Genomic DNA, 22399 nt, shown 5'->3' with positions numbered 1-22399 from the left:
TATGAATAAAAAAAACCAAAGCAAACTGCTTCTGTTTCTGATTATGCTGCTTGTGATCAGCGCTTGCAGCAATGCAAACAATTCCCCAAATAATAAAGGAACAAATGCGGAGGGCGCAAATACGCCGAGCAATTCGGAAGCTCCTCAGGACCCGTTTGGCAAATACGCGGAGCCAATTAAAATCAGTATTGGCATGGAAGTTGATCCCACTGACAAGAGTTTGCCTGCCGGAGATACGCCTCTAGACAATCAATATACGCGCAACATCAAGGAAAACCTGAATATTGAGGTGGAGCACACTTTTACGGCATCGGGTGCGAACATGCCTCAAAAAATTAGTTTGGCTATTGCCAGTAATGATCTGCCGGATGCCATGGTTGTAGGACCAATTGAACTGCGGCAAATGGTCGAGGCCGATCAATTGGCGGATTTGACAGACGTATACAAAAACTTTGCGTCCCCTACGATTAAGGAAATTATCGAAGGCACAGGCGGCGCTGCATTAAAAGCGGTTACATTTGACGGGAAAATTATGGCCATCCCCGGTGTCCAGCTGAAAGCAGACGGTGTTCATACGATGTGGATTCGTCAAGATTGGCTGGATAAGCTGGGCCTTGAGGCTCCAAAAACAATTGAGGATTTGGAGAAGGTTGCAAAAGCCTTCGTCGAGCAGGATCCGGATGGTAACGGCAAGGCGGATACCATCGGTATTTCCGGTCCGCAGAGCGGCGACGGCAAGATGTATGCGAACTTCCTGGAATCGAAAAATAATTTGTATGGCTTTGACGCTATCTTCTCTGCCTTCGGCGCGTACCCAGGCTTTTGGGTTAACGGAGCAGACGGCAAGCCTGCGTATGGCTCTACCCTTCCTGAAACAAAAGAAGCGCTTGTTAAGCTGAGCGAAATGTACGCTGCCGGTCTCATCGATCCGGAAATGGCTGTGCGTAAGGATTCGAAGGAGCCGGTTGTAAGCGGCAAGTCAGGCATGTTCTTCGCACCATGGTGGATGGGCTATGGACCGGTATCCGATGCCGTCCAGAATGATCCGAAAGCAAACTGGCAGTCCTATGCGCTGCCGCTGAATAAGGATGGCAAATTCAGCCCGCATATCGGTACGCCTTCCAGTGAGTTTGTTGTCGTCCGCAAGGGCTATGAGCATCCCGAAGCGCCGATGAAAATGCTGAACAATTTGTTTAAAAATGAAGCGGAAGCGACCTTTGATCCAAGCAAAGGCGGACCTGGCTTTTATCCGCTCCGCCTGGTATATGCGCCTTCCGACGAAACGGAATATACGGTTAAAGCGATACGCGAGGTGTTGGCTGGCACGAAGAAACCTGAGGATTACGCAGCAGACGTTAGCTATAAGCTGCTTGCATCCGATCTGAGAGATATTAAGAAAGTAAAGAACGAGCCTTACGATCAAATGGGCATTGAAACATGGAATCCAAGCGCCGATATGGGCATTTGGACGCGGGCTTACTCGATAATGGTAGGCGGGACTCCGCTTGTCGATACGAGCATGGAGGATGTACCGAGTTTGATTTACGAGCAAACGCCATTGATGGAGAGCCGATGGGTCAACCTGAAGAAGATGGAAGATGAAATGTTCTTGAAGATCGTGATGGGCGCGGCTTCAGTAGATACCTTTGATACCTTCGTGGCTGATTGGAAGAAGCAAGGCGGAGACCAAATTACACAGGAAGTAACAGATATCGTTAACCCGTAGTTTGAAAAATGGCGGCGCCGATGTAACGTCGGTGCCTTGCCGCTTGAAATCATCGAAGGGAGAGATAGCATGAAAACGAAAGGGTTCGCCAAGCATTATTACCTCATGCTGTTGCCAGGCTATCTTTGGCTACTGATTTTCAGCATCATTCCCATGTTTGGCATCATCATTGCATTCCAGCAGTTCAACCCCGGGAAGGGGATATTTGGATCAGAAATTATTGGCCTTGAGCACTTTAGATATATGTTTGCGCTTAATGATACACGGGATGTGTTTGTTAATACGCTGTACATTGCCGTTATGAAAATCATTGCGAATCTCATCGTGCCGCTTATGTTTGCGCTGATGCTCAACGAGCTGCGTCTATTGATTATGAAACGATGGGTTCAAACGATCGTATATTTGCCTCATTTTTTGTCATGGGTTATTCTCGGCGGGATTGTTCTTGATCTATTCTCCTATAAAGGGCCTATCAATCAGCTGGCTGGACTGTTTGGCATGGAGCCGATCATCTTTTTTGCCAATGCGAGCTTGTTTCCCTATCTGGTGGTAGGCAGCGATGTATGGAAGGAATTTGGCTTCAATACCATTATTTATCTGGCTGCGCTGACTGGCATCAGTCCTGCACTTTATGAAGCGGCGGGCATAGACGGCGCCTCGCGGTTTCGCAGTTTATGGCATATTACGCTCCCAGGCATTCGGACAACCGCAGTGCTGCTGACCGTTCTTAGCTTAGGAAATGTGCTGAATGCCGGCTTTGATCAAATATTCAACTTATATAACCCGCTAGTGTACTCAACGGGGGATATCATTGATACCTGGGTGTACCGGACAGGCTTGCTTAATTTGCAATATGAGCTGGCAACAGCTGTCGGATTACTAAAATCTTTGGTCGGCTTCATCTTAATTTCCGTGTCCTACTACTTGGCTTACAAGTTCATCAACTACCGCATATTCTAACGAGCACAGGAGGTGACGGGATGGTTCGCGATACAACAATCCGTTCAAAAGCTTTCGATATTCTATTGATTATCGTCTTGGTTCTCATTACTCTCACCTGCATTTTGCCGTTGTGGTATACGCTTGCGCTATCACTAAGCTCAAATTCGGCAGCTGCGGCAGGCAGAGTTTGGCTGTGGCCGATAGATTTTAACTTCAATGCGTATCAGCAAATTTTACAAGACAGTCAATTTTTTAACTCCTTCTGGATTTCGGCGAAACGCGTTTTTCTTGGGGCTGGCCTGAATCTGATTGTGGTAGCCATGATGGCATATCCGCTCTCCAGAAGCGTACAGCAATTCAAAGCGCGTAATGTGCTCATGTGGACGCTTATATTCACTATGCTGTTCAATGGCGGTCTCATTCCGCTATACTTAACGATCAAAGAGCTGGGCATGCTTAACAGCATATGGTCGATGGTGCTTGTCGGCGGTGCGCATACCATCGTGTTTAATGTCATTCTGACCGTTAATTTTTATCGGAATCTCCCAAAAGAAATGGATGAAGCGGCGCTCGTGGACGGAGCAGGGCCGTGGGATGCGCTAATTAAAATTTACATTCCGCTCGCTGTGCCGGTGCTAGCAACCGTAACCTTGTTTAGCATTGTTTATCACTGGAATGAATTTTTGTACGGACTGATCTTCATGACACGGGAAGAATATTATCCGCTGCAAACGTATATCCAGCAGCTTGTCGTTTCCGTCGATCCGTCTACAATGACAGAGGATCAATATAAACGAATGTCTGAACTGTCTAACCGGACATTGGATGCCGCGAAAATATTTATCGCCATGCTTCCAGTTCTAGTTGTGTATCCGTTTCTGCAGCGGTTTTTCATTCATGGGATTACGTTGGGTTCGGTAAAGGAATAGCTGGTAGCGGTCTGCTGTAACGCATGCAGATGCTGAACATATTATAGAAGGCTGAGGGTCTGTTTCCGTAATTTGCGGGCGCACATCATCAGCCTTTTACTATACAAACAATTCTTCAACGTCCGCCATGGTTAATAACGATCAAATTTGCCAATACTGAATATTCCGGCTGCCTTCTATTAGATAAAGAGGAAGTGTGACAGCACTTCCTCTCCATTTGCCAGGACGAGTGACGTGAAGAAGGTACAAACGGGGTAATTTAGGATTTGATGTCCCGTTTGCTTGGAGGGACAAAACCACCCCTGAAAGAGAGTGAATTTGGTGATAACACCTGAACCGATAGAGTTGCAATACATAAAACGGCTAAGTGACGAAGAGGATACTCTGATCGAAGCGCTGCGGACGATCCATATGCCTCCTGCAGCTGCTTTGCTGCTGGTTAGGAACGAGCTGAAAGGACCGTTGGAAAACGCATCCATGGCAGAGATCTTGGATGGGTTCTTGGCGAGGCATACAGAAGGAGATACTAATGAGTGAAACAAAGGGAGAATCGATTTGGGATCACAGCAGCAACCGTTCACAATTAAAAGAGACCAGAAGTAATGGTCCAAGTTGAGTGTAGCTATGGTTGTCACTTTCAAAGGTTGTAAAGTGAATTGGCTTAATCCAGTCGAATTGATTTGAATGAAAGCCATAATAATTATAATTGGATAATAAAGAAAAAGAGTTCAACACAACAGGCATCTAATCAGATGCCTGTCTTTTTTTTTTGAGGGAGTTATACAGCAATGGAACAACAATAAAGGCCAAAGAATAAGATTTATTAGGATTAAAAATTAGTCAGGTTATTAGAAAATAAATTTGGATGGATGGACTTCTCACTTTATACTGGCTTTTAAATAGTCTATAATTATAAGATAATAGTAGATATTTTAATCTATAAAAAATTGTAATAGACTATGATATAGTTATAGTATAAACAGAAAAGGTATGTGACACGGTTGCGCCTTGGCTTGGTGTGACGCATAAGCATGAGCGCATACATCCTTTCTGCAAATTTTAGGGTATAAGGATGGGAAAAATGAGTAACAGTGAAACCAAAACAGACGTCATTTTGATTGGTGCCGGCATCATGAGTGCGACTTTAGGAACACTTCTGAAAGAACTAAGACCGGAATGGGAAATTACAGTGTTTGAGAAGCTTGAAAGTGCTGGAGAAGAAAGCTCTAACGAATGGAATAATGCAGGAACAGGGCATGCGGCACTGTGCGAGCTTAATTACACTGTCGAGAAACCAGACGGATCCATAGATATTAGCAAAGCGATCAATATTAATGAACAATTTCAGCTATCCATGCAGTTCTGGTCCTATCTTGTCAACAGCAAGCTGATACGTAATCCGGAGGATTTTATCAAGCGGTTGCCTCATATGAGTATGGTACAAGGGGAACAAAATATAACGTTTTTAAAGAAACGTTTTGAAGCGATGATAAACAATCCTTTGTTTCAAGGGATGGAATTTTCCGATGACCCTAAAAAACTGATGGAATGGATTCCGCTTATTATACAAGACCGTCCATCGAATGATCCTATTGCGGCAACAAAAATCGACTCAGGCACTGATGTCAACTTTGGTGCTTTAACGCGCATTTTGTTTGACCACTTAAAAAGTAAAAACGTCGATATCAAATATAAACATAGCGTTGATAATATGAAACGTACCAGCGATGGCTCGTGGGAATTGAAAGTGCGCAACGGCAGCGGCAACATCGAACGCCATACAGCCAAATTCGTCTTTATCGGAGGCGGCGGAGGCAGCCTGCATTTACTGCAAAAATCCGGTATTCCTGAAGGGAAACATATTGGAGGATTCCCGGTAAGCGGGATATTTATGGTGTGTAATAACCCGGAAGTTGTAGCGCAGCATCATGCAAAGGTATACGGGAAAGCTAAGGTTGGCGCTCCTCCGATGTCAGTTCCGCATCTTGACACAAGATTTATCGACAATAAAAAATCGTTGCTATTTGGACCGTTTGCCGGCTTCTCGCCAAAGTTCTTAAAAACCGGTTCAATGTTTGATTTGGTAACTTCCGTAAAACCGGATAATCTCGTAACGATGTTGTCGGCTGGCGCAAAAAACATGTCATTGACAAAATACCTGATCGAGCAAGTTATGTTATCGAAAGAAAAACGCATGGAAGAACTGCGAGAGTTTATCCCGACCGCCAAAATCGAGGATTGGGAATTAGTAGTCGCTGGGCAACGTGTGCAAGTAATCAAAGATACTGAAGCAGGCAAAGGTACGCTTCAATTTGGCACGGAAGTTATTAGTGCCGCAGACGGCTCGATTGCAGCGCTGCTAGGAGCTTCTCCGGGTGCTTCTACTGCTGTTCACGTTATGTTGGAAGTATTTAAAAAATGCTTCCCGCAGCATATGGAAGAGTGGGAACCGAAAATTAAAGAAATGATTCCTTCATATGGCATGTCGCTAATGAAAAATCCAGAGCTTCTGCAAGAAATTCATGCTTCAACAGCCGAGACGCTTGGACTAAAAGAAAAAGAACTGGCCTATAATTAATCTTGCAAATCTATAAAAACAGGACAGCCGATATCTTCGGCTGTCCTGTTTTTACTAAATTCTCCATCGTCTGATATCCCCGGCTGGCGAAGTGCCATTACACTGCCTTATTCTTTTGATCGCGTTAAACCTTCATCCTGAAAGAGGAGGGCAGATAAAGCTTTCCGCCATCCTTCGAGACACGCGCTCCTTTCGGAATCGTTCATTAGAGGGGCATAGGTACGTGAGCTTTGAACACTTTTTTTAAGATCCTCCGCAGAGCTCCATATCCCGACGGCCAACCCGCCCAAGAATACAGAACCCATTGCGGAAAGCTCGGCAACTCCGGTCCGAACGACTTTTTTCCTCAAGATATCCGCTTGAAATTGCATCAGTAAAGTATTTTCCGCTGCGCCTCCGTCGGCGCGAAGCTCCTCGAGCGTAATTCCCGAAGCCGTTTGCAGCAGTTCAACCGCGTCGTAAACCTGATAGGCAATGCTCTCTAGAGCAGCACGAATGATATGCGCTTTTCCTGTTCCCCGGTTCATGCCGGATATGGACGCCCTTGCATTAGGCTGCCAATAAGGCGCTCCGAGTCCGACAAAGGCGGGAACGAGATAAACGCCTTGGTTGCTCGGCACTTGCGTCAGCAGTTGATCCATTTCCTCAAAAGTATCAAATAATTCCAAGTTCTCCCGTAACCATTTCAAGCTGTCGCCAGACGTGCGTATGACCGCTTCGAGCGCATAGGTCACGCTTTGCTCCCTGCCCCAAGCAATGGTCTGAACTAGACCGCTCCCCAATGCTGCCGGCTGCGCGCCAATATTCATCAGAACGGAAGTTCCCGTACCGTAGGTGGCCTTCGCCATGCCTTCTTCTAAACATAAATTACCGAACAAAGCTGCCTGGGAATCGCCGATTACACCAGAGATTGGGATGGTTGCCCCGAGCCAGCCGTCTTTCTCCGTGTAACCGAATTTCTCGTCCGAATATTTCACTACCGGCAGCAGGAAGGAGGGAACCCCGAAAATCCGGCACAGTTCCTCGTCCCATGCCAGCGTATGAATATTAAACAGCGAGGTCCGGCTGGCATTTGTATAATCCGTTACATGAGCCTTGCCTTCCGTCAGCTTCCAGATCAACCAGCTGTCCATATTGCCGGCCAGCAGCCTTCCTTCGGCAAGCTTTTCACTTACGCCTTCCGAGTGATCCAATATCCATTTCCATTTGGAAGCGGAGAAATAAGGATCAAGCAAGAGCCCCGTTTTGTCCCGCACGGCAGGCTCATGCCCATCGGATCGGAGGTTGTCGCATGCTCCTGCTGTCCGCTGGCATTGCCAGACAATGGCATTATACACGGGCAGACCGGTAATTCGGTCCCAAATAACAGCCGTTTCCCGTTGATTGGTTAAAGTAAGCACCGCAATCTCGTTAGCGGCCGTACCTGTTTGTTCGAGCACCCCGAGCACGCATTCCTTCACGTTTTCATAGATGGCGATCGGGTCATGCTCGACCCAGCCCGGCTCCGGATAATATTGTTTATGCTCAGCCGAGCTTCTGCCAAGAACAGCTCCGTCGCTGTTCACAAGCAGTGCTTTCGTACCTGAGGTGCTTTGATCAATGGCTACTATATATTTTCCCATGGCTGCCATCCTTATCTGCCCAATAGTTCCAAAGCGATCTGCTTGATATTGCTGGCGTTGATTCCATAATGGTTGAACACTTCGGCTGTTTTTCCGGCGATGGCCGGCTCATCCGGAATGCCAAGAATACGAACGGGAACGGGATGATGCTGTACGACGACCTCAGCCACTGCCGCGCCAAGCCCCCCGTGAATGCTATGCTCTTCAACCGTGATGATACGTCCCGTTTCGCGCGCGGCGCTGATAATCGCAGCTTCGTCAAGCGGCTTGATCGTATGCATGTTAAGGATTCTCGCGGAAACGCCTGCTTCCAGCAGCTCGGCATAAGCATCCAACGCAACCCTTACCGTCTCCCCAGCAGCAATAATCGTAATGTCCGTGCCCTCGCGCATCTTGCTTGCTTGACCGATAACGAATTCATAATCATCAGATTCATATACATCCTCGACCGGATTGCGGCCAATTCGCATATAAGCGCCGCCTTCATAGGAAACAAGCGCTTCCGTCATTTTTTTCGTTTCATGCCGGTCCGCGGGCAGAACGATAGCAAGTCCCGGAATTGCCCTCATTACAGCAAGATCCTGCACGGAATGATGGGACATGCCGAGCGCGCCGTAGCTGACTCCGCCGCTAATGCCGACCAGCTTAACGTTCGTGGCGGAGTAAGCGACATCGACTTTGATTTGTTCGATGCTCCGCATGCTTAGGAAGCAAGCAGGGGATGTAACATAAGGTTTTTTGCCGCTGTGCGCGAGTCCTGCCGCGATACCAACGATATTTTGTTCCGCGATGCCAACCTCGACGAATTGCTCCGGAAACGTATCCGCGAACGGCCCCATTGCCGCCGAGCCCCGGGAATCGCTCGCTAGCACCATAATATCAGGGTCGTTCTCCGCCAATCTTAGAAGCGTATCGCAAATGACTTGCCGGTTCGGAATTTTATTTGCCATGTTGTTTAAACCTTCCCTTCCAGCTGATAGGTTTGAAGTAAAGCCGTCAGCTCGTTAATCGCAAGCTCCAGCTGCTCGTCGCTAGGGACATGATGATGCCATTTAGCCGAATTTTCCGCGAAGGAGACGCCTTTGCCTTTCACGGTATTCGCCATAATAAGAGTAGGTTTGTTCTTAGCCGCCGGCGCTGCTTCAAGCGCTTGCACAATCTCATCCATGTCATTGCCGTTGATCGAAACAACATGCCAGCCGAAAGCTTCCCATTTGTCTTCAAGCGGATCGAGTCCCATGACTTCCTCGGTAGGTCCGCTGATTTGCAGGCGGTTCCTATCGATAATACCAACCAAATTATCGAGCTTAAAATGTGCGCCCGCCATGGCGGCTTCCCATACGGAGCCCTCTGCTTGTTCGCCGTCGCCCATCAGGCAGAAAACGCGGTAGCCGCTGTTATCGCGTTTGGATGCAAGTGCCATGCCCACGGATATCGCAAGACCGTGGCCCAGCGCACCCGTATTCATCTCTATGCCGTTCACCTTGTTATTCGGATGGCCGATTAGCCGAGACCCAAACTGGCTGAAGGTCTGCAGCTCCTCCTTTGGAAAAAATCCAAGATCAGCCAGGATGCACCATAACGATTCCACGGAATGCCCCTTGCTGGCGATGAAACGGTCTCGCTTATCCCATTTCGGATTTTGAGGATCAAGCTTCATAATCCGATAATATAGGGCTGTCAAAATATCGGTGTTGCTTAAAGAACCGCCGGTATGTCCGGTTTTGGCGTGATGAATCATTCGAAGCAGGTCCATCCGGATGTTTGCCGCTTTTGCTTTTAATGCGATTGTCTCCATGCCAATATTCCTCCTCGTTTATAGCCCGCTTCCGCGAAGCCAAGCTTGAATTTGCTGTTCAGTAGGATCGACCGGATCAGGCGTGAGTCCTGGAATATAGCTGCAAGCTTCATATAAAGCCGGGATGGCATTTGCATGAATGCCTACGGAATGATGTACATAAGGGCCTTTTACGAGTTTTTCTTCCCACAGCGGCCAATCGTTTACCTCGACCCAAACATAGGAGCCGCGCGTATACGGGCCTTGAATGCCCCGGGCTTTGCCAAGGAAAAGCTGATAGTCGCCATGATCGCCGTCGAACCGGGCAAGTGTCATATCGCCGCCTTTGATTTCACCCTCATGCGTGCCGGGAGCGTGATCGTCAAACAGGAAATGCTTGCGAAGCTTGGGTTTGTTCTCAACCGACAACGAAACCGGGAAATTTCCGCAATGGAAAAGCAGCTCGCCATTTGCATTTTCCGGATGCCGAATGGTCAAATCCGCAAAGAAAGTCGGGTGTTGATTCAACGTTGCGGCCTGCACCATAACGGAAGTGATGGCACCGTGGATATCCGTTTCGCAGGTCACCGGAATTTGCTCGTCTGTTAGGATTGCATTCGCCAGGCACGGCATGATGCCCATAGCGTCCTGAAGGGATGACCAGCACTGGATCGCGATGGCGGAGCTGCCTGTTTTCACCGCATACGATTTCATTGCTACTTTAAGCGCGGCGATTCGCTTTACGTCAGCTTCCGTGACTTCGGACCAGTCCAGCTTTTCTTTAATATAGTCAATGGCGGCAGCAAGCTCCGAGCTGTTCCCATTCTCGATCCGTTTCGTTTCTCTTTGGATGTCGACCAATGTAATCGGGTGGATTTCGATTCCGAACCGCTCGAGCAGCTCGCCTTCATTGCACATCATCGTCCAAAACGAGGAGGGGCGAGGCCCGATTTGCAAAATCCGCAGGCTGCGGAATTGCTTTACGACATTGGCTGCCGCTGCGAAATTCGTGAAGCCTCGTTCAAACACCGGATCATCCACTCGGCTGTTGGTGATGTAAGTGAAAGGCACGTTAAAGCGGCGCAGTACCTTTCCTGTCGCGAACAAGCCGCACTGCGTGTCGCGCAGCCTCATGCCATCCTCAAGCGGCGCTTCGTCCCTTGGTCCCCACAGAAGCACGGGCTTGCCAAGCGCTTTACCCACTCTTGCAACCGTATCCTCCGTACCGAAATTGCAATGAGGGAAAAATACAGCGTCAACATTTTCCTGCTTAAAGCGCTCGATGATAAGATCTGCGTTAATATTATCGTCGTATAGCAGACCTTCTTGGTTAATTCCTTCAAGATCGACAAGATCCAGATCAAGGCCGAAGCTGGAGATTTTCTCTTTAATCAACACCTTGTACTTAAATGCATCCTCCGCACTGAACGTGAACCTTCTGGTGGGCGCGTATCCCAATTTAAGTTTTTTCATTCTGTTTGTGCACTCCTTTAATTTTTTCTCAACTAAACTTAACAAATGATAGGATTACTAAACGATTAATAAAAACATATTAGATGATATTCAAATCAAGTGCTGCTTTCGACTAAATTTATCACTTATTTTTGAAGCGGTCAATGAGTTTATTTAAAGTTTAGTTAAAATATTTGTTATTGTCATAAAAGTTTAGTTATTTAGCATAAACTTAGTGTCGATTATGCTGATTTTCCAACTATTTGAGTGGATCAGCCTTATTTATTGTCTTTTTCTTGTTCCCGAACTAAAATAATGCGGTTATTGCTTTAAAAATACTAGTGATCTTGCTATATTGAAACTATATGATCGAATTAGGATTTATTTTGTTAAGTGATTAGTTTATCTCAATTTAGTGTTTATTCTTCTTATCCATTCGATTTCGAATTTGAGCGGCTAAATCTATAATTCTATAAAACAAGCAGATGACTAGTTACGAAAGCTAGATTTGCGTCATATGTTGTAAGTAGCTTCTAATGGGAGGTATTGCACATATGGCAAAAGATAAGAAAAAAGAAAAAAACAGCTCTGGCGGCAGCGCATCTGGTGACAAACGTAAAGAAGGAGGCCGTTTCGGCGGCAATGCATCTGGAGGTAAACGTAAAGCAGGAGGCCGTTCTGGCGACAACGCATCTGGAGGTAAACGTAAAGCAGGAGGCCGTTCCGGCGGCAATGCATCTGGAGGTAAACGTGAAGCAGGAGGCCGTTCCGGAGGCAATGCATCCGGAGGTAAACGTGAAGCAGGAGGCCGTCCTGGAGGCAACGCATCTGGAGGCAAACGTGAAGCAGGAGGCCGTTCCGGAGGCAATGCATCTGGAGGCAAACGTGAAGCAGGAGGCCGTCCTGGAGGCAACGCATCTGGAGGCAAACGTGAAGTAGGAGGCCGTTCCGGCGGCAACGCATCTGGAGGCAAACGTGAAGCAGGAGGCCGTTCCGGAGGCAACGCATCTGGCGGCAAACGTGAAGCAGGAGGCCGTTCCGGAGGCAACGCATCTGGCGGAAAAGGGCCGCATGCTCGTCCGGTTCGCGAAACGCAAGGCGAAAAGGAATAAGGAAGGCCTGTGCTGTAATTAAAACAGCTCATTACTCTGAGGACGAGGAATGAGCTGTTTTTTTCGTTGAGCAGCTCATTTACCCTTGCGCGTCAGCTCAGCCAAAGCATCCCACTGCTCGTCGGTCACTTCAGACAAGCCGTTGAATTGGCCAGCCCCTTGCAGCCATTCTCCGCCGTCAATCGTTACGACTTCTCCATTCATATATGCCGCATAGTCGGATATGAGGTAGGCAGCTAGATTCGCCAGCTCTTCCTTGTCGCCCACCCGCTTTAGCGGAATGCGGCCAATCATTTTTTCTTCCAGCTCTGGGGTGGGAGAGAGGCGGGACCAAGCACCCTCCGTCGGAAAAGGTCCAGGCGCAATGGCAACCTGACGTATGCCGTGATCCGCCCATTCGACGGCAAGGGAGCGGGTAAGCGCTAGAACGCCTGCTTTCGCGGCAGCGGAAGGCACCACATAGCCTGATCCGGTTGATGCATAGGTCGTTACGATATTCAGCATCGTGCCGCTTCTGCGCTGTGCAATCCATCTTTTACCAACCTCAAGCGTCGTATAGAAGGTACCATGCAATACGATATTTAAAACCGTGTCGACGGCCTTTGGCGAGAGCCTTTCCGTTGGGCTTATAAAATTGCCGGCCGCATTATTGATAAGGATATCGATATGGCCAAAATGGTTTTCCACTGCATCAATCATCTCATTTACTTGAACGGGATCACGGACATCGCAGCATTTGTGAAAAACGCGGCTTGGCCCCGTACTCATCGCATCAGCAGCTTGCTTCAGCACTTCTTCGCGCCGGCTTGCAATTGCCAGCTGCGCGCCAAGCGCGATGAATTTCTCGCCCATGGCACGGCCAAGTCCGGTTGCGCCGCCTGTTATGAGAATAACCTTTCCTTTCAACAGCTCAGGGGAAAATGGTCCCATAGCCTCAGCCTCCTATTGCAATGTTTCGATTTGATTAATCATATCGAAGCAGCAGGCCGGTTATGTATCTAGATCGTTTACACGTATACAAAGTACTCCCGCTATATGCGCTGGGCTTCAATACAGCGGGGCAGTTTATGTGATGGTAATCTGCTTAAAGCTTAGCGGCATCCTAGCAAGCGAACATTATTTATGAAAGCGCAGGCTTAAGTCTTTAAATTTATTTTTCATAAAAGTATATGGACATTTGGAAGGAGCGCTCTCATCATCCCGCAAAAAATATTGCTTCCACTCCTGATTATCCGCTTGGCCGTACCATTTGAGAGAGGGATGCGCGGGCACGCCGTCGTATTCCGCGAGCTTTTGACGGATAAGTTTTTTTATGTTCCGTCCAAAAGGCGTGGTATCGTTGATATCCTCAAAAACGAAGCGGGGCTGAAAGGCGATAAGAAAATAAGGCGAGAACCGGCTTTTTCGAATGGTATGGGCAGGGGTGCCGCAAAAGGCGAAATAAGGCTGGCCGTTATAACAAAACTCCCAGGAATGATGGGAAGGATCTGTCGATATGCCCTCCGGCCATGGCGTATCGTCCTTTGCGCTGACTCGGCTTAAAACCGACCAAAACAGATCCTCGTAATCTTCTATGTCATAGCTGCGAAGCAGCTCTTCAGGCATCTTGAAAAAAATGACGAGCGAAGCGTATTTGCCTGTTTCCCGGGCGCTTTCGCCATACTGGCGCAGCAGCTGCGAAACCTCGGTAATGGCTTGCTCGTCCCGTGGATCAGAAGCGAAGCCAAAGCGTAAATTGTTCGTGAGAAAGCCATGACGGCCGGGTATGCAGGGATAGCTGCCGGCAGGATCCGCAATCATACTTGCAAACTGGCGAAAGGCATCCTGCTGCCATTCCGATAGATGGGTGAGATGCTCATCAATCCATGCTTTGCTTGTTAATTCAGCCATAATTGATTAAAACCTCCTTCAGAAAGTACGACGAAGCATACTATGCGAAGAAGGTTTTATGGGTGAATGTCCGGTATACGCTCAAAGAGCTTGATAGCCGAAGCAGAGTCCGAATCCGATCAGAGAGAACTCGCCGGCAGAGGTAATGATAAGTCGGATGGGCGCAGCTAAAGCTTTATAGAATTTCCACCTCAATCGCAGTGCAATGGTAACCGTTACATGCACTCTCCGCACAAGGGCAAGCAGAAACGGCGACGATGATATCCATTTCCGCACGGAGCTCTATATAATCTCCAGGCTTAGATTTCGGTCGTTCTACGCTAATTTGTCCAGAAGGTTTTATGACCGTATTCATGAATAGGTTTAATGAGTAATACTGGTCAGGAGAGGGGATGCCGTAAGCTTCGAGCGCATGATTGAGATTTTGGTAGCAGCTTGCATGCCCCTTTTTGCCGTAAAGCAGCTCGTACATTTCGGATCTGCAGGCGGGATTAATAAAATCATGCTGGCCAACGGTATCCGATAGAACCGTCAGAATCGGTCTGTATTTATTGGAGTATAGCTTGTCCCCGGGCTTTATTTTCATCGAGCTTAAAGCATCCATCGTTATGCCGGGATCGAACCTTTCGCCGAAATCACCGGCAAGGTAAGCGACCAGATCAGCGACCTGCTCACCCTCGCTGTCGGTCACCCGCATGACCTGTCCTTTTTCCATTCGGAAGCTTAAACCTTTCGTTGCGGGAATCAGCCATTTTTGATGAATCACATGAATCCTCCTGCTCCGCTTTGACTTTTATGTTTCCAGTATGGCTTATGCAGGGAAATGCCATGCAAAAAAGAGCATCGGCGGTTTATTGCTCTCCAGCTGCTTGAGTGCCGAATGGCGCAGAAGGTGGAATGATAATCATTCCGTTGTTTACAAAAATTACAGGTTAAGGTGACAATCGCTTAACAGTTCCTGATTATGCTTGTCTGTGAGTGGATCACATAATGAGGAGTGGAAAAGTTGAACAAATCGATGGATCGCAAAACCTTTCTTTCGTATTTGGGTACGGGTGCAGCAGCACTTGCAACAGCATCAGCTGGTCTGGGAGTTTTAAACGGCAAAGCATCTGCCATGTCGGCAACAGCTGATCATTTGTTTGGATTTAACACGAACCGGGTTAGCGGCTATTTTGAGCCGATTGCTCCTTCTAAGGAAGATCAGCTCCTTTTGCCAAAAAACTTTAAATATGATGTGGTGGCAGCCTTTGATGACGTGATTAATGAAGCGGGCGAAAAATTCGGCTCAGGCTGCGACTATAACGCGTTTTTTCCTATAAAGGGATCGAATGTAAGAGGGTTGCTTGTTAACAACCATGAATACAGCACGATTTTCTCGATTGGCCCCGTGAAGGACGGCAAGATGACGGCGGATCAATTGCATAAAAATCTTTATTACCAAGGCATGTCCGTCATCGAGGTGTACCGCGATGAGAAAGGGACATGGAAGATGGATAAAACCTCGACTCATGCCCGCCGAATCAATGGCTACACGAAGTTTGAGCTTACGGGTCCTGCCAAAGGCAGTACTGCCGTTGGCGGCGCTACCTCAGCAGTCGGCACGTTCGCGAACTGCTCAGGCGGGGTCACTCTCTGGAATACCGTGCTTTCCTGCGAAGAAAATTTTGCGGAAACCGCATCGGCGTCTAAGCTTCCGGAAACGCATTACGGCTGGGTCATCGAAGTCGATCCTTTTGATAAGTCGTACCTAAAGAAACATACCGCGCTTGGCCGATTCAATCATGAGAACACGGCAATGGGGCTTGCGCCTGACGGGCGTGTCGTGGTGTACATGGGCGATGACAAAAAAGACGCATGCGTCTACAAATTCGTAAGCAAAGGGAAGTTTGATAAGCTTAAAGGCCGTGCAAATTCCGCGTTGCTGGAGGACGGCACGCTCTATGTTGCCAATCTAAAGAGCGGAAAGTGGATGCCGGTCACTTTGGCAGAGGTTACGAAAGCAGCCAAGGACAAGCCTGAGGCGTTGAAAAAATTCAAGACGCAAGGTGATGTCGTTACTTTCTGTCAGGAGGCAGCCCTGCTTGTGGGAGGCACGCCAACGGATCGTCCGGAGGATATCGAAATTTCACCGTTTGACAATACGATCTTCATTTGCCATACGAACAATGATAATCACGGAAATATTCACGGTCATATTACTCGGATATTCGAAGCGAACAATGATTTGGCCGCGTTGGAATTCGACTTTGAGATTTTCGCAGCGGGAGGCCGCCAATCCGGATTCAGCTCGCCTGATAATCTGGCTTTCGATTCCAATGGCCATCTCTGGGTTGTGACGGATATTTCGAGCAGCAGCCAAAATAAAGGCGTGCATAAGTCATTCATGAATAACGGGTTATTCGTCATTCCGACGAGCGGGCCTGATAAGGCAGCCGCGCTCCAGTTTGCTTCTGCGCCAGTCGAGAGCGAGCTTACGGGTCCGTTTTTTACGCCGGATGAGCAAACCTTGTTCCTATCGGTCCAGCATCCAGGCGAGAATACGGCGGATCTAAGCCAGCCTACAAGCCTATGGCCGCATCGTGCAGGCGATAAAAAGGCAAGATGCGCGGTTGTTGCGATCAGCGGATTTAAGCTTGGTAATTGATGAAGGTGATTAACGAATAGTCGCAGACCAGTTGTCTGCGGCTGCCATTTAACTTAGAAGGGGCTGAGGATATGCCATTTGGCAATATTGGAATCGGAGGATTAGTATTGATCCTTATTATCGCGCTTATTATTTTCGGGCCTTCGAAGCTGCCGGAACTCGGACGCGCTTTTGGCAGAACGTTAAGCGAATTTAAAGGGGCAACCCGCGGTCTTGTGAACGGAGATGACGACGAGAAGCGCAAGTCCGAGGAGACGCCGGAGGCAGCAGCGTCGACTGCGAAATAAGATGAGCAATCCGAATGATCAAAGCTTAATCGGACATTTGGAGGAAATGCGCTCACGCTTGATTCGAACGCTTGCCGCGTTCATAGTGGCGATGGCGGCGGCCTTCATCTATGTGAAGGACATTTACCAGTGGCTGGTAAGAAATATGGATCAGAAGCTGGTGCTGCTAGGGCCATCCGATGTCATATGGGTATATATGATGATTGCCGGAGTCGTCGCCATTGCGATTACGCTGCCCATAGCCGCCTATCAAATCTGGAAGTTCGTCACGCCTGCGGTGCCGAAGGAAGCGCAGCGCTCCGCTCTTGTGTTCATACCAAGCATCAGCGTATTGTTTATCGTCGGCATTTGCTTCGGTTATTTCATTTTATTTCCGATGGTGCTCCATTTCATGAATGAGATGGCGGCAAACGAGTTCGTGATGATGTATACGGCCCAGAAATATTTTACGTTCATGATTCATATGACTGTGCCCTTTGGCCTTCTGTTCGAGATGCCGGCGATCGTTATGTTTCTAACCAAGCTTGGCATTCTTAATCCGAATAAGCTGGCCAAAGCGCGCAAGCTTGCTTATTTCATTCTGACGATTGTTGCCATCACGATTACTCCGCCTGATATTTTGTCAGACATCATCGTTATCGTCCCGCTGTTTTTACTTTATGAAATCAGTATCTCCATTTCCAAAATGGTTTACCGCAAGCAGCTAAGGCTGGCAGGTGAAGAGGGGATGGCAGCATAACTGAAGGGGAATAGAGGAGAAGGCTGCTTGAAGCCTTCTCTCTTTTTTTTATAAAAATAAAGAAATATTGAATATTATCGTATACGCTGCTTATATTTCAAAGTGAACCAAGCTTTTGCAGCCAAGTACGGTGTCAGCCGTTTACGTTTGATTCCATTCGGATAACAATCGTATCCTTTGCGGAATTCCAGCTCACGTTTGCGCCTAAGGCTTCTGTTGCGAAGCGCAGCGGCACAACTGCCTTGTTCTGGTAGTAACGCGGAGCTGCAGGCATTTGTTTATCCGTACCGTTAATGCGTGCACGATGCCTATAGACCTCTAATTCAAGTTTTGTGCCGCCTTTAAGAATCGTGATTTTTCCCGAGGCATAGGTGACCTTTGCTCCTACTGCTTCGAATACGTCTCGGAGTGGGACAAACGTTGTTCCATTGATGATAACCGGCTCAGAGTTTAAAGGAACATAGGCATCATTCAACTGGACGAAAAAGCTTTTGGCGACAGCGGCCGGTTTGATTATGCCCGTTGGCTCCGGACTCGCTTCTCCCTGATAGTTATACCAATACTTAGCTGTTCCCCATGTCCAAACCGTTCCTTTGTCGTCGAGCGCTAAACCGGCATTTATGGCTCTAGCTTCGAGATCGACAATACTATTTAAGCCCTTCAGCGCTATGAAGACTCCTTTCGTATCATCGATCCAAACTGACCCGTCCTGCTGCAAAGCCAAGTCATAATTAAATGTTAAGGGAGCTGCCGATACTTTAATGAATCCGTGCATTTGCTTGGATGCAGGCTGGTTGTTGTGTCCAACGAAGCCTCCTGTTCGGAGTGTAAGCAAGCCGCCTGTATACTCATCATAAAATTCCGAGACGGCGATTACGTCCTTAGTCGCATATGGCAGCATATCTTCTCCCATATGCGCATTGTCCCAATAGCCCCAGCGGTTCACGGTACCGTCGTCTTTGACAACCGAAATATGATTCGGAGATGCTGCGATAGCAACGATATCCGATCGTTTAATCTCTCCCGGCAAATAGGCATTCGTTTCTTCGGGAAGCTTGTAATATGGGTTGCAGTAATTTTCGTTGAAGAGAAAATCCGAGCGTGTCATGGAAGCAATACAAGAGCTTCCCCATAGCCAAGCCGTGCGATCTTTGGTGAGGGCGACGTGATAAGAGCCTCCGCTTGCGATTGCGATGACATGGTTTAATCCCTTCACCTGTGCAGGCTCCCGGTGGTCGCCTGCTTGCTGCTCATCAATGGTGCCATCTCCGATCTGCCCAGCAGTATCTAACCGGGGGGAAGAAGCGAAGATGTGATATGCCAAAAAATAGTATATACTAGGCTCATGCAGCATTCATTCGGATTATATAAGGGGCAATCGGGACATGGAAATCGTAGAGGCAACCATTTCGTCCATTCAAGCAGCAATGGCATCAGGCGAGATTACGTCTCGCGAACTGGTACTGCGTTATTTTGACCGGATCGCATCACATGACAAAGAAGGACTAACGATCAATTCGGTGCTTGAGCTTAATCCCGATGCTTTGTTTATTGCCTCTGCGCTGGACAGTGAACGCGCTGCGAAAGGACCGAGAGGCCCGCTGCACGGTATTCCGATTTTGCTGAAGGATAATATAAATACGGGCGATAATATGCATACGAGTGCGGGATCCCTGGCGCTTGCTGGTTCCTACGCGGGGGAAGATGCTTTTATCGTGAAGAGGCTTCGGGAAGCGGGCGCTGTCATTTTGGGAAAAGCGAATATGACGGAGTTTGCTAATTTTATGACGGAAGGCATGCCTTCCGGTTATAGTTCCCGCGGAGGACAAGTTCTTAACCCTTACAACATATCGACGCCGACAGGCGGATCAAGCGCTGGCTCGGGCGTAGCGGTGGCCTGTAATTTCTGTATGGCTTCCATCGGTACGGAAACATCGGGCTCGATTCTCAACCCCGGGAATCTGAGCTCTACGGTTGGCATAAAGCCGACGGTAGGACTCGTAAGCCGCTCGGGCATTTTGCCGCTTTCGAATACGCAGGATACGGCTGGACCAATGGCCAGAACGGTAACGGATGCCGTGCATGTTCTGAATGCGATCACCGCCCATGATGAAGACGACGCGGCGATGGGAGCAGGTTATTGGCGCAAGCAGAAGAATTACAGCGTGTTTCTGGATCCGAAAGGGCTGGAAGGCGCGCGTATCGGCATTCCTAGAGATTATTTCTTTGAGGAATTAACGGAAGAGCAGCTCGGTATTTTTAACGGCGCGGTAGAGCGGATGAGGAAGCAGGGCGCTATTATCGTAGACCCGGCAGATGTGAGAACCGCGCGTCAAATCGTGTATTCTTCCGTTGTTTTGAATGAGTTTAAATCTTCTTTAAACGCGTATTTGTCCAAGCTGCCGTCCGGCTTCAAAATACGGACGCTCAAAGATATCATTGCCTTTAATAATGAACATCCGGTCGAGACATTGAAATACGGTCAATTAACGCTGCTGCGGGCCGAAACAACGACCTCGGGAACTCAGACCGAGGTTCCTTACCTTCGAGACCGCGCTGCGGATTTGAGGTTCTGCAAGGAAGAGGGGCTCGATGCGACCATGAAGGAGTATCAATTGGATGCGTTATTGTTTCCGGCGGATTTTGGCGCTAGGATTACTTCGCGCGCAGGCTATCCTTCCATTGTAGTTCCGGCTGGCTATACGGCACAGGGAGTGCCGTTTGGCGTTACATTCGCTGCCAGAGCTTATGAGGAGCCGATGCTTATCAAGCTCGCTTATTCCTATGAGCAAGCAAGTCTGGTGCGGCGGCCGCCTTCTTTAAAGAGCTTTATTTAATCGCCGTTTTTGCCGCGATGGACTCAAGCAAAAAAAACCTCCCGACTGCTGCCAGCCGGGAGGTTTTCTTGCGCGATGCGTATTATTTTTTTGCTTTAAAGTGGACGACCGCGCTATAAAGCATTTTTTCGATTTTGGGATTAAACACGGCATGATGGCTGACATGGAACACCTCTAACAGCAATCCTTTGTTATTTTCTATTTGCTGGTCGATTTTCAGTTCCAAGGTTTTCAAATCATATGCCTCGAAAAATTCGATTTTGTTTTCGATAAGATCTAATCGGAAGTCCATTTGAATATCTCCTAGGAATAGATTAAAGTGATACATCTATTATACAGAGATATTACTTCGCCCACAAAGATTCAATTTCCTCGAGCGATTTTCCTTTCGTTTCCGGCACGATGCGCCATGTGAACAAGAATGCGATCAGCGCCATGGCGCCGTAAATCCAGAACGTGGCTGCAGGACCTGCGGAGCCAAGCAAAGGCGGAAACGTTTGTGAAACAAGATAATCCGCCGCCCAAAGCACCATTGCGGCAATCGCAGTCGCTTTTCCGCGGATGCGGTTCGGAAATATTTCAGACATGATTACCCATACGACCGGACCCAATGATATCGCAAACGAAGCCACGTACAGCAATATAAAAACAAGCACGAGAGGGCCGGTTGTATGTCCCGTTTGAAAAGCAATACCAATGACTAACAGGCAAATTGCCATTGAAGCCGAGCCGACTAGCAGAAGCGCTTTCCGTCCGACTTTATCAATGAGCCAAAGAGCGACAATCGTGAACAAGAAGTTAATGAAACCAACCAAAATCGTTTGAACCAGCGAAGCGTTCGTGCCCGCCCCCGTAGCTTTGAATATCTCGGGAGCATAGTACATAACCGCGTTAATGCCGGTCACCTGTTGAAGAAAAGCCAACCCTACGCCAACAATCAAAGCAATTCGGAGCCCTGGGCTGAAAAGCTGCTTGATTGATCCACTTTCCTGCTCGAAGGATTGTTTGATATCGAGGACTTCTTTCTTAGCCAGTTCTTCCCCGTGGATACGCAATAGGATGGGCAATGCGGCAGCTGCTCGTCCTTGCTTGATTAACCATCTTGGACTTTCCGGCACGAAGAACAGTAAAACTAAAAATAATAATCCAGGAACAGCGCCCACTCCAAACATCCAGCGCCAAGCAGAGGTTACGCTCCAAGCGGCATCGCCGGAGTTCGAAATCCACAAATTCACGAAATAAGTAAGGAAGATCCCGGTCACGATAGCGAGCTGATTAAGAGCAACGAGCCTGCCGCGGAATTTCGCGGGAGCGATCTCGGCATTGTAGAGCGGGCATAAGGTAGAGGTAATGCCGATCCCGATTCCGCCGATGATCCTTGCGATAATAAATCCAGAAAAGCTTTCCGGGATGGCTGAGCCGATTGAGCTGATAATAAACAAAATTGCAGCTGCAATAAGTACTCTTTTCCGACCAAAGCGATCACCTAAAATACCTGACATGGCTGCACCGACAATGCAACCGATAATTAAGCTTGAAACGGCCCATCCAACCTGCAGTTTCGTGAGGTCGAAATGCTCCTCCATAAAACCGATAGCGCCCGATACGACTGCCGTATCGAAACCGAATAATAATCCGCCAAGCGCGGATACCATGGAAACAAGCGTCACGAATTTCATGCTGACTTGTTCGTTTGTTTTGGATATTTCTGTTCGCACCTTCATTTTCTCCTCTCTGACAATCCCAACATGCTGTAAAACGAATTTCATTATATCACGCAAAACGAACGGGCCAGTGGGCAAACATCTTCATTATTCAGTGATGTTCCCGCATTTATTTTGGACGATCGGCGCTTGCCGTT

Annotated in this window: 21 protein-coding genes; 11 read left to right on the top strand and 10 right to left on the bottom strand. The window is 48.1% G+C overall.

Annotation, left to right across the window (positions count from 1 at the left end; translation table 11 throughout):
• Position 1 precedes the first annotated feature (1 nt).
• From MRBLPE1_RS02960 to MRBLPE1_RS02940, 5 genes are all read left to right on the top strand, one after another.
• Positions 2 to 1726: an extracellular solute-binding protein gene (locus MRBLPE1_RS02960; RefSeq protein WP_364141323.1), complete on the top strand. Its 1725-nt coding sequence runs from the start codon at positions 2 to 4 to the stop codon at positions 1724 to 1726.
• Between the two features lie 69 nt (positions 1727 to 1795).
• Positions 1796 to 2686, top strand: a complete 891-nt coding sequence (locus tag MRBLPE1_RS02955) for an ABC transporter permease (protein WP_364141320.1) — start codon at positions 1796 to 1798, stop codon at positions 2684 to 2686.
• Between the two features lie 20 nt (positions 2687 to 2706).
• Positions 2707 to 3597: a carbohydrate ABC transporter permease gene (locus MRBLPE1_RS02950; RefSeq protein WP_308996064.1), complete on the top strand. Its 891-nt coding sequence runs from the start codon at positions 2707 to 2709 to the stop codon at positions 3595 to 3597.
• Positions 3598 to 3918: 321 nt separating this feature from the next.
• Positions 3919 to 4134 (top strand): hypothetical protein, encoded by a 216-nt coding sequence (locus tag MRBLPE1_RS02945; protein WP_364141317.1) that lies wholly within the window; start codon positions 3919 to 3921, stop codon positions 4132 to 4134.
• Between the two features lie 544 nt (positions 4135 to 4678).
• Positions 4679 to 6175, top strand: a complete 1497-nt coding sequence (locus MRBLPE1_RS02940; protein WP_364141314.1) for a malate:quinone oxidoreductase — start codon at positions 4679 to 4681, stop codon at positions 6173 to 6175.
• Positions 6176 to 6282: 107 nt separating this feature from the next.
• Here the strand turns inward: MRBLPE1_RS02940 and glpK are convergent, their stop codons facing one another.
• From glpK to MRBLPE1_RS02920, 4 genes are read right to left on the bottom strand one after another with little or no spacing between them, the layout of a single operon-like run.
• Positions 6283 to 7806 carry a glycerol kinase GlpK gene (gene glpK, locus MRBLPE1_RS02935; protein ID WP_414698825.1) on the bottom strand — a complete coding sequence of 508 codons (1524 nt, stop codon included), beginning with the start codon at positions 7804 to 7806 and terminating at the stop codon, positions 6283 to 6285.
• A gap of 2 nt (positions 7807 to 7808) precedes the next feature.
• Entirely contained in the window at positions 7809 to 8747 is a 939-nt protein-coding gene (locus tag MRBLPE1_RS02930; protein ID WP_364141309.1) for a transketolase family protein, read from the bottom strand.
• Between the two features lie 5 nt (positions 8748 to 8752).
• Complete coding sequence (locus MRBLPE1_RS02925; RefSeq protein WP_364141306.1) at positions 8753 to 9595, bottom strand: transketolase; 843 nt, start codon at positions 9593 to 9595, stop codon at positions 8753 to 8755.
• 18 nt (positions 9596 to 9613) lie between these two features.
• On the bottom strand, positions 9614 to 11047 hold the full coding sequence (locus MRBLPE1_RS02920) for an L-fucose/L-arabinose isomerase family protein (RefSeq protein ID WP_364141303.1): 1434 nt from the start codon (positions 11045 to 11047) through the stop codon (positions 9614 to 9616).
• 585 nt (positions 11048 to 11632) lie between these two features.
• Here MRBLPE1_RS02920 and MRBLPE1_RS02915 point away from each other — a divergent pair.
• Together MRBLPE1_RS02915 and MRBLPE1_RS02910 are read left to right on the top strand one after the other, a co-directional pair.
• Positions 11633 to 11965, top strand: a complete 333-nt coding sequence (locus tag MRBLPE1_RS02915) for a hypothetical protein (protein WP_364141300.1) — start codon at positions 11633 to 11635, stop codon at positions 11963 to 11965.
• Between the two features lie 36 nt (positions 11966 to 12001).
• Positions 12002 to 12160, top strand: a complete 159-nt coding sequence (locus tag MRBLPE1_RS02910) for a hypothetical protein (RefSeq protein ID WP_364141297.1) — start codon at positions 12002 to 12004, stop codon at positions 12158 to 12160.
• Positions 12161 to 12213: 53 nt separating this feature from the next.
• Here the strand turns inward: MRBLPE1_RS02910 and MRBLPE1_RS02905 are convergent, their stop codons facing one another.
• From MRBLPE1_RS02905 to MRBLPE1_RS02895, 3 genes are all read right to left on the bottom strand, one after another.
• Positions 12214 to 13068: an SDR family oxidoreductase gene (locus MRBLPE1_RS02905; RefSeq protein ID WP_364141294.1), complete on the bottom strand. Its 855-nt coding sequence runs from the start codon at positions 13066 to 13068 to the stop codon at positions 12214 to 12216.
• Positions 13069 to 13254: 186 nt separating this feature from the next.
• Positions 13255 to 14028, bottom strand: coding sequence for a YqcI/YcgG family protein (locus MRBLPE1_RS02900; RefSeq protein WP_364141291.1), 774 nt, complete (start codon positions 14026 to 14028; stop codon positions 13255 to 13257).
• 175 nt (positions 14029 to 14203) lie between these two features.
• Positions 14204 to 14794: a DUF1989 domain-containing protein gene (locus MRBLPE1_RS02895; RefSeq protein ID WP_414698824.1), complete on the bottom strand. Its 591-nt coding sequence runs from the start codon at positions 14792 to 14794 to the stop codon at positions 14204 to 14206.
• A 252-nt stretch (positions 14795 to 15046) separates the two neighbouring features.
• Between MRBLPE1_RS02895 and MRBLPE1_RS02890 the strand changes: the two genes are divergently transcribed.
• The 3 genes from MRBLPE1_RS02890 to tatC all read left to right on the top strand — a co-directional run bounded on the left by MRBLPE1_RS02890 (position 15047) and on the right by tatC (position 17701).
• Entirely contained in the window at positions 15047 to 16675 is a 1629-nt protein-coding gene (locus tag MRBLPE1_RS02890) for a PhoX family protein (protein WP_364144450.1), read from the top strand.
• A gap of 71 nt (positions 16676 to 16746) precedes the next feature.
• Positions 16747 to 16962 carry a twin-arginine translocase TatA/TatE family subunit gene (locus MRBLPE1_RS02885; RefSeq protein WP_364141288.1) on the top strand — a complete coding sequence of 72 codons (216 nt, stop codon included), beginning with the start codon at positions 16747 to 16749 and terminating at the stop codon, positions 16960 to 16962.
• 1 nt (position 16963) lies between these two features.
• The gene (tatC, locus tag MRBLPE1_RS02880; protein ID WP_364141285.1) at positions 16964 to 17701 is read left to right on the top strand and encodes a twin-arginine translocase subunit TatC; all 738 of its coding nucleotides are present in this window, start codon (positions 16964 to 16966) and stop codon (positions 17699 to 17701) included.
• 133 nt (positions 17702 to 17834) lie between these two features.
• On the opposite strand, the gene MRBLPE1_RS02875 is transcribed toward tatC, so the two are convergent.
• Positions 17835 to 19025: a stalk domain-containing protein gene (locus MRBLPE1_RS02875; RefSeq protein WP_364141282.1), complete on the bottom strand. Its 1191-nt coding sequence runs from the start codon at positions 19023 to 19025 to the stop codon at positions 17835 to 17837.
• Between the two features lie 61 nt (positions 19026 to 19086).
• Here MRBLPE1_RS02875 and MRBLPE1_RS02870 point away from each other — a divergent pair, with 61 nt between their 5' ends.
• A complete protein-coding gene (locus MRBLPE1_RS02870) occupies positions 19087 to 20538 on the top strand; it encodes an amidase family protein (RefSeq protein ID WP_364141279.1) in 1452 nt (483 codons plus the stop codon).
• A gap of 82 nt (positions 20539 to 20620) precedes the next feature.
• Here the strand turns inward: MRBLPE1_RS02870 and MRBLPE1_RS02865 are convergent, their stop codons facing one another.
• Positions 20621 to 20830: a YrzA family protein gene (locus tag MRBLPE1_RS02865; RefSeq protein WP_076268099.1), complete on the bottom strand. Its 210-nt coding sequence runs from the start codon at positions 20828 to 20830 to the stop codon at positions 20621 to 20623.
• 52 nt (positions 20831 to 20882) lie between these two features.
• Entirely contained in the window at positions 20883 to 22256 is a 1374-nt protein-coding gene (locus MRBLPE1_RS02860; protein ID WP_364141275.1) for a sugar porter family MFS transporter, read from the bottom strand.
• Positions 22257 to 22399: the final 143 nt, after the last annotated feature.

Source organism: Paenibacillus sp. LPE1-1-1.1 (assembly GCF_040676435.1).
Classification (GTDB): Bacteria; Bacillota; Bacilli; order Paenibacillales; family Paenibacillaceae; genus Pristimantibacillus.
This window is presented reverse-complemented; position numbering and strand designations above follow the sequence as displayed.

Excerpts from the sequence above, each read along its gene's own strand:
- MRBLPE1_RS02950 (WP_308996064.1), top strand. The coding sequence starts at position 2,707 with ATGGTTCGCGATACAACAATCCGTTCAAAAGCTTTCGATATTCTATTG.
- MRBLPE1_RS02930 (WP_364141309.1), bottom strand. The coding sequence starts at position 8,747 with ATGGCAAATAAAATTCCGAACCGGCAAGTCATTTGCGATACGCTTCTA.
- MRBLPE1_RS02960 (WP_364141323.1), top strand. The coding sequence starts at position 2 with ATGAATAAAAAAAACCAAAGCAAACTGCTTCTGTTTCTGATTATGCTG.
- MRBLPE1_RS02940 (WP_364141314.1), top strand. The coding sequence starts at position 4,679 with ATGAGTAACAGTGAAACCAAAACAGACGTCATTTTGATTGGTGCCGGC.
- MRBLPE1_RS02920 (WP_364141303.1), bottom strand. The coding sequence starts at position 11,047 with ATGAAAAAACTTAAATTGGGATACGCGCCCACCAGAAGGTTCACGTTC.
- MRBLPE1_RS02890 (WP_364144450.1), top strand. The coding sequence starts at position 15,047 with ATGGATCGCAAAACCTTTCTTTCGTATTTGGGTACGGGTGCAGCAGCA.
- tatC (WP_364141285.1), top strand. The coding sequence starts at position 16,964 with ATGAGCAATCCGAATGATCAAAGCTTAATCGGACATTTGGAGGAAATG.
- MRBLPE1_RS02885 (WP_364141288.1), top strand. The coding sequence starts at position 16,747 with ATGCCATTTGGCAATATTGGAATCGGAGGATTAGTATTGATCCTTATT.
- glpK (WP_414698825.1), bottom strand. The coding sequence starts at position 7,806 with ATGGCAGCCATGGGAAAATATATAGTAGCCATTGATCAAAGCACCTCA.
- MRBLPE1_RS02870 (WP_364141279.1), top strand. The coding sequence starts at position 19,087 with ATGGAAATCGTAGAGGCAACCATTTCGTCCATTCAAGCAGCAATGGCA.
- MRBLPE1_RS02900 (WP_364141291.1), bottom strand. The coding sequence starts at position 14,028 with ATGGCTGAATTAACAAGCAAAGCATGGATTGATGAGCATCTCACCCAT.
- MRBLPE1_RS02905 (WP_364141294.1), bottom strand. The coding sequence starts at position 13,068 with ATGGGACCATTTTCCCCTGAGCTGTTGAAAGGAAAGGTTATTCTCATA.
- MRBLPE1_RS02925 (WP_364141306.1), bottom strand. The coding sequence starts at position 9,595 with ATGGAGACAATCGCATTAAAAGCAAAAGCGGCAAACATCCGGATGGAC.
- MRBLPE1_RS02865 (WP_076268099.1), bottom strand. The coding sequence starts at position 20,830 with ATGGACTTCCGATTAGATCTTATCGAAAACAAAATCGAATTTTTCGAG.
- MRBLPE1_RS02955 (WP_364141320.1), top strand. The coding sequence starts at position 1,796 with ATGAAAACGAAAGGGTTCGCCAAGCATTATTACCTCATGCTGTTGCCA.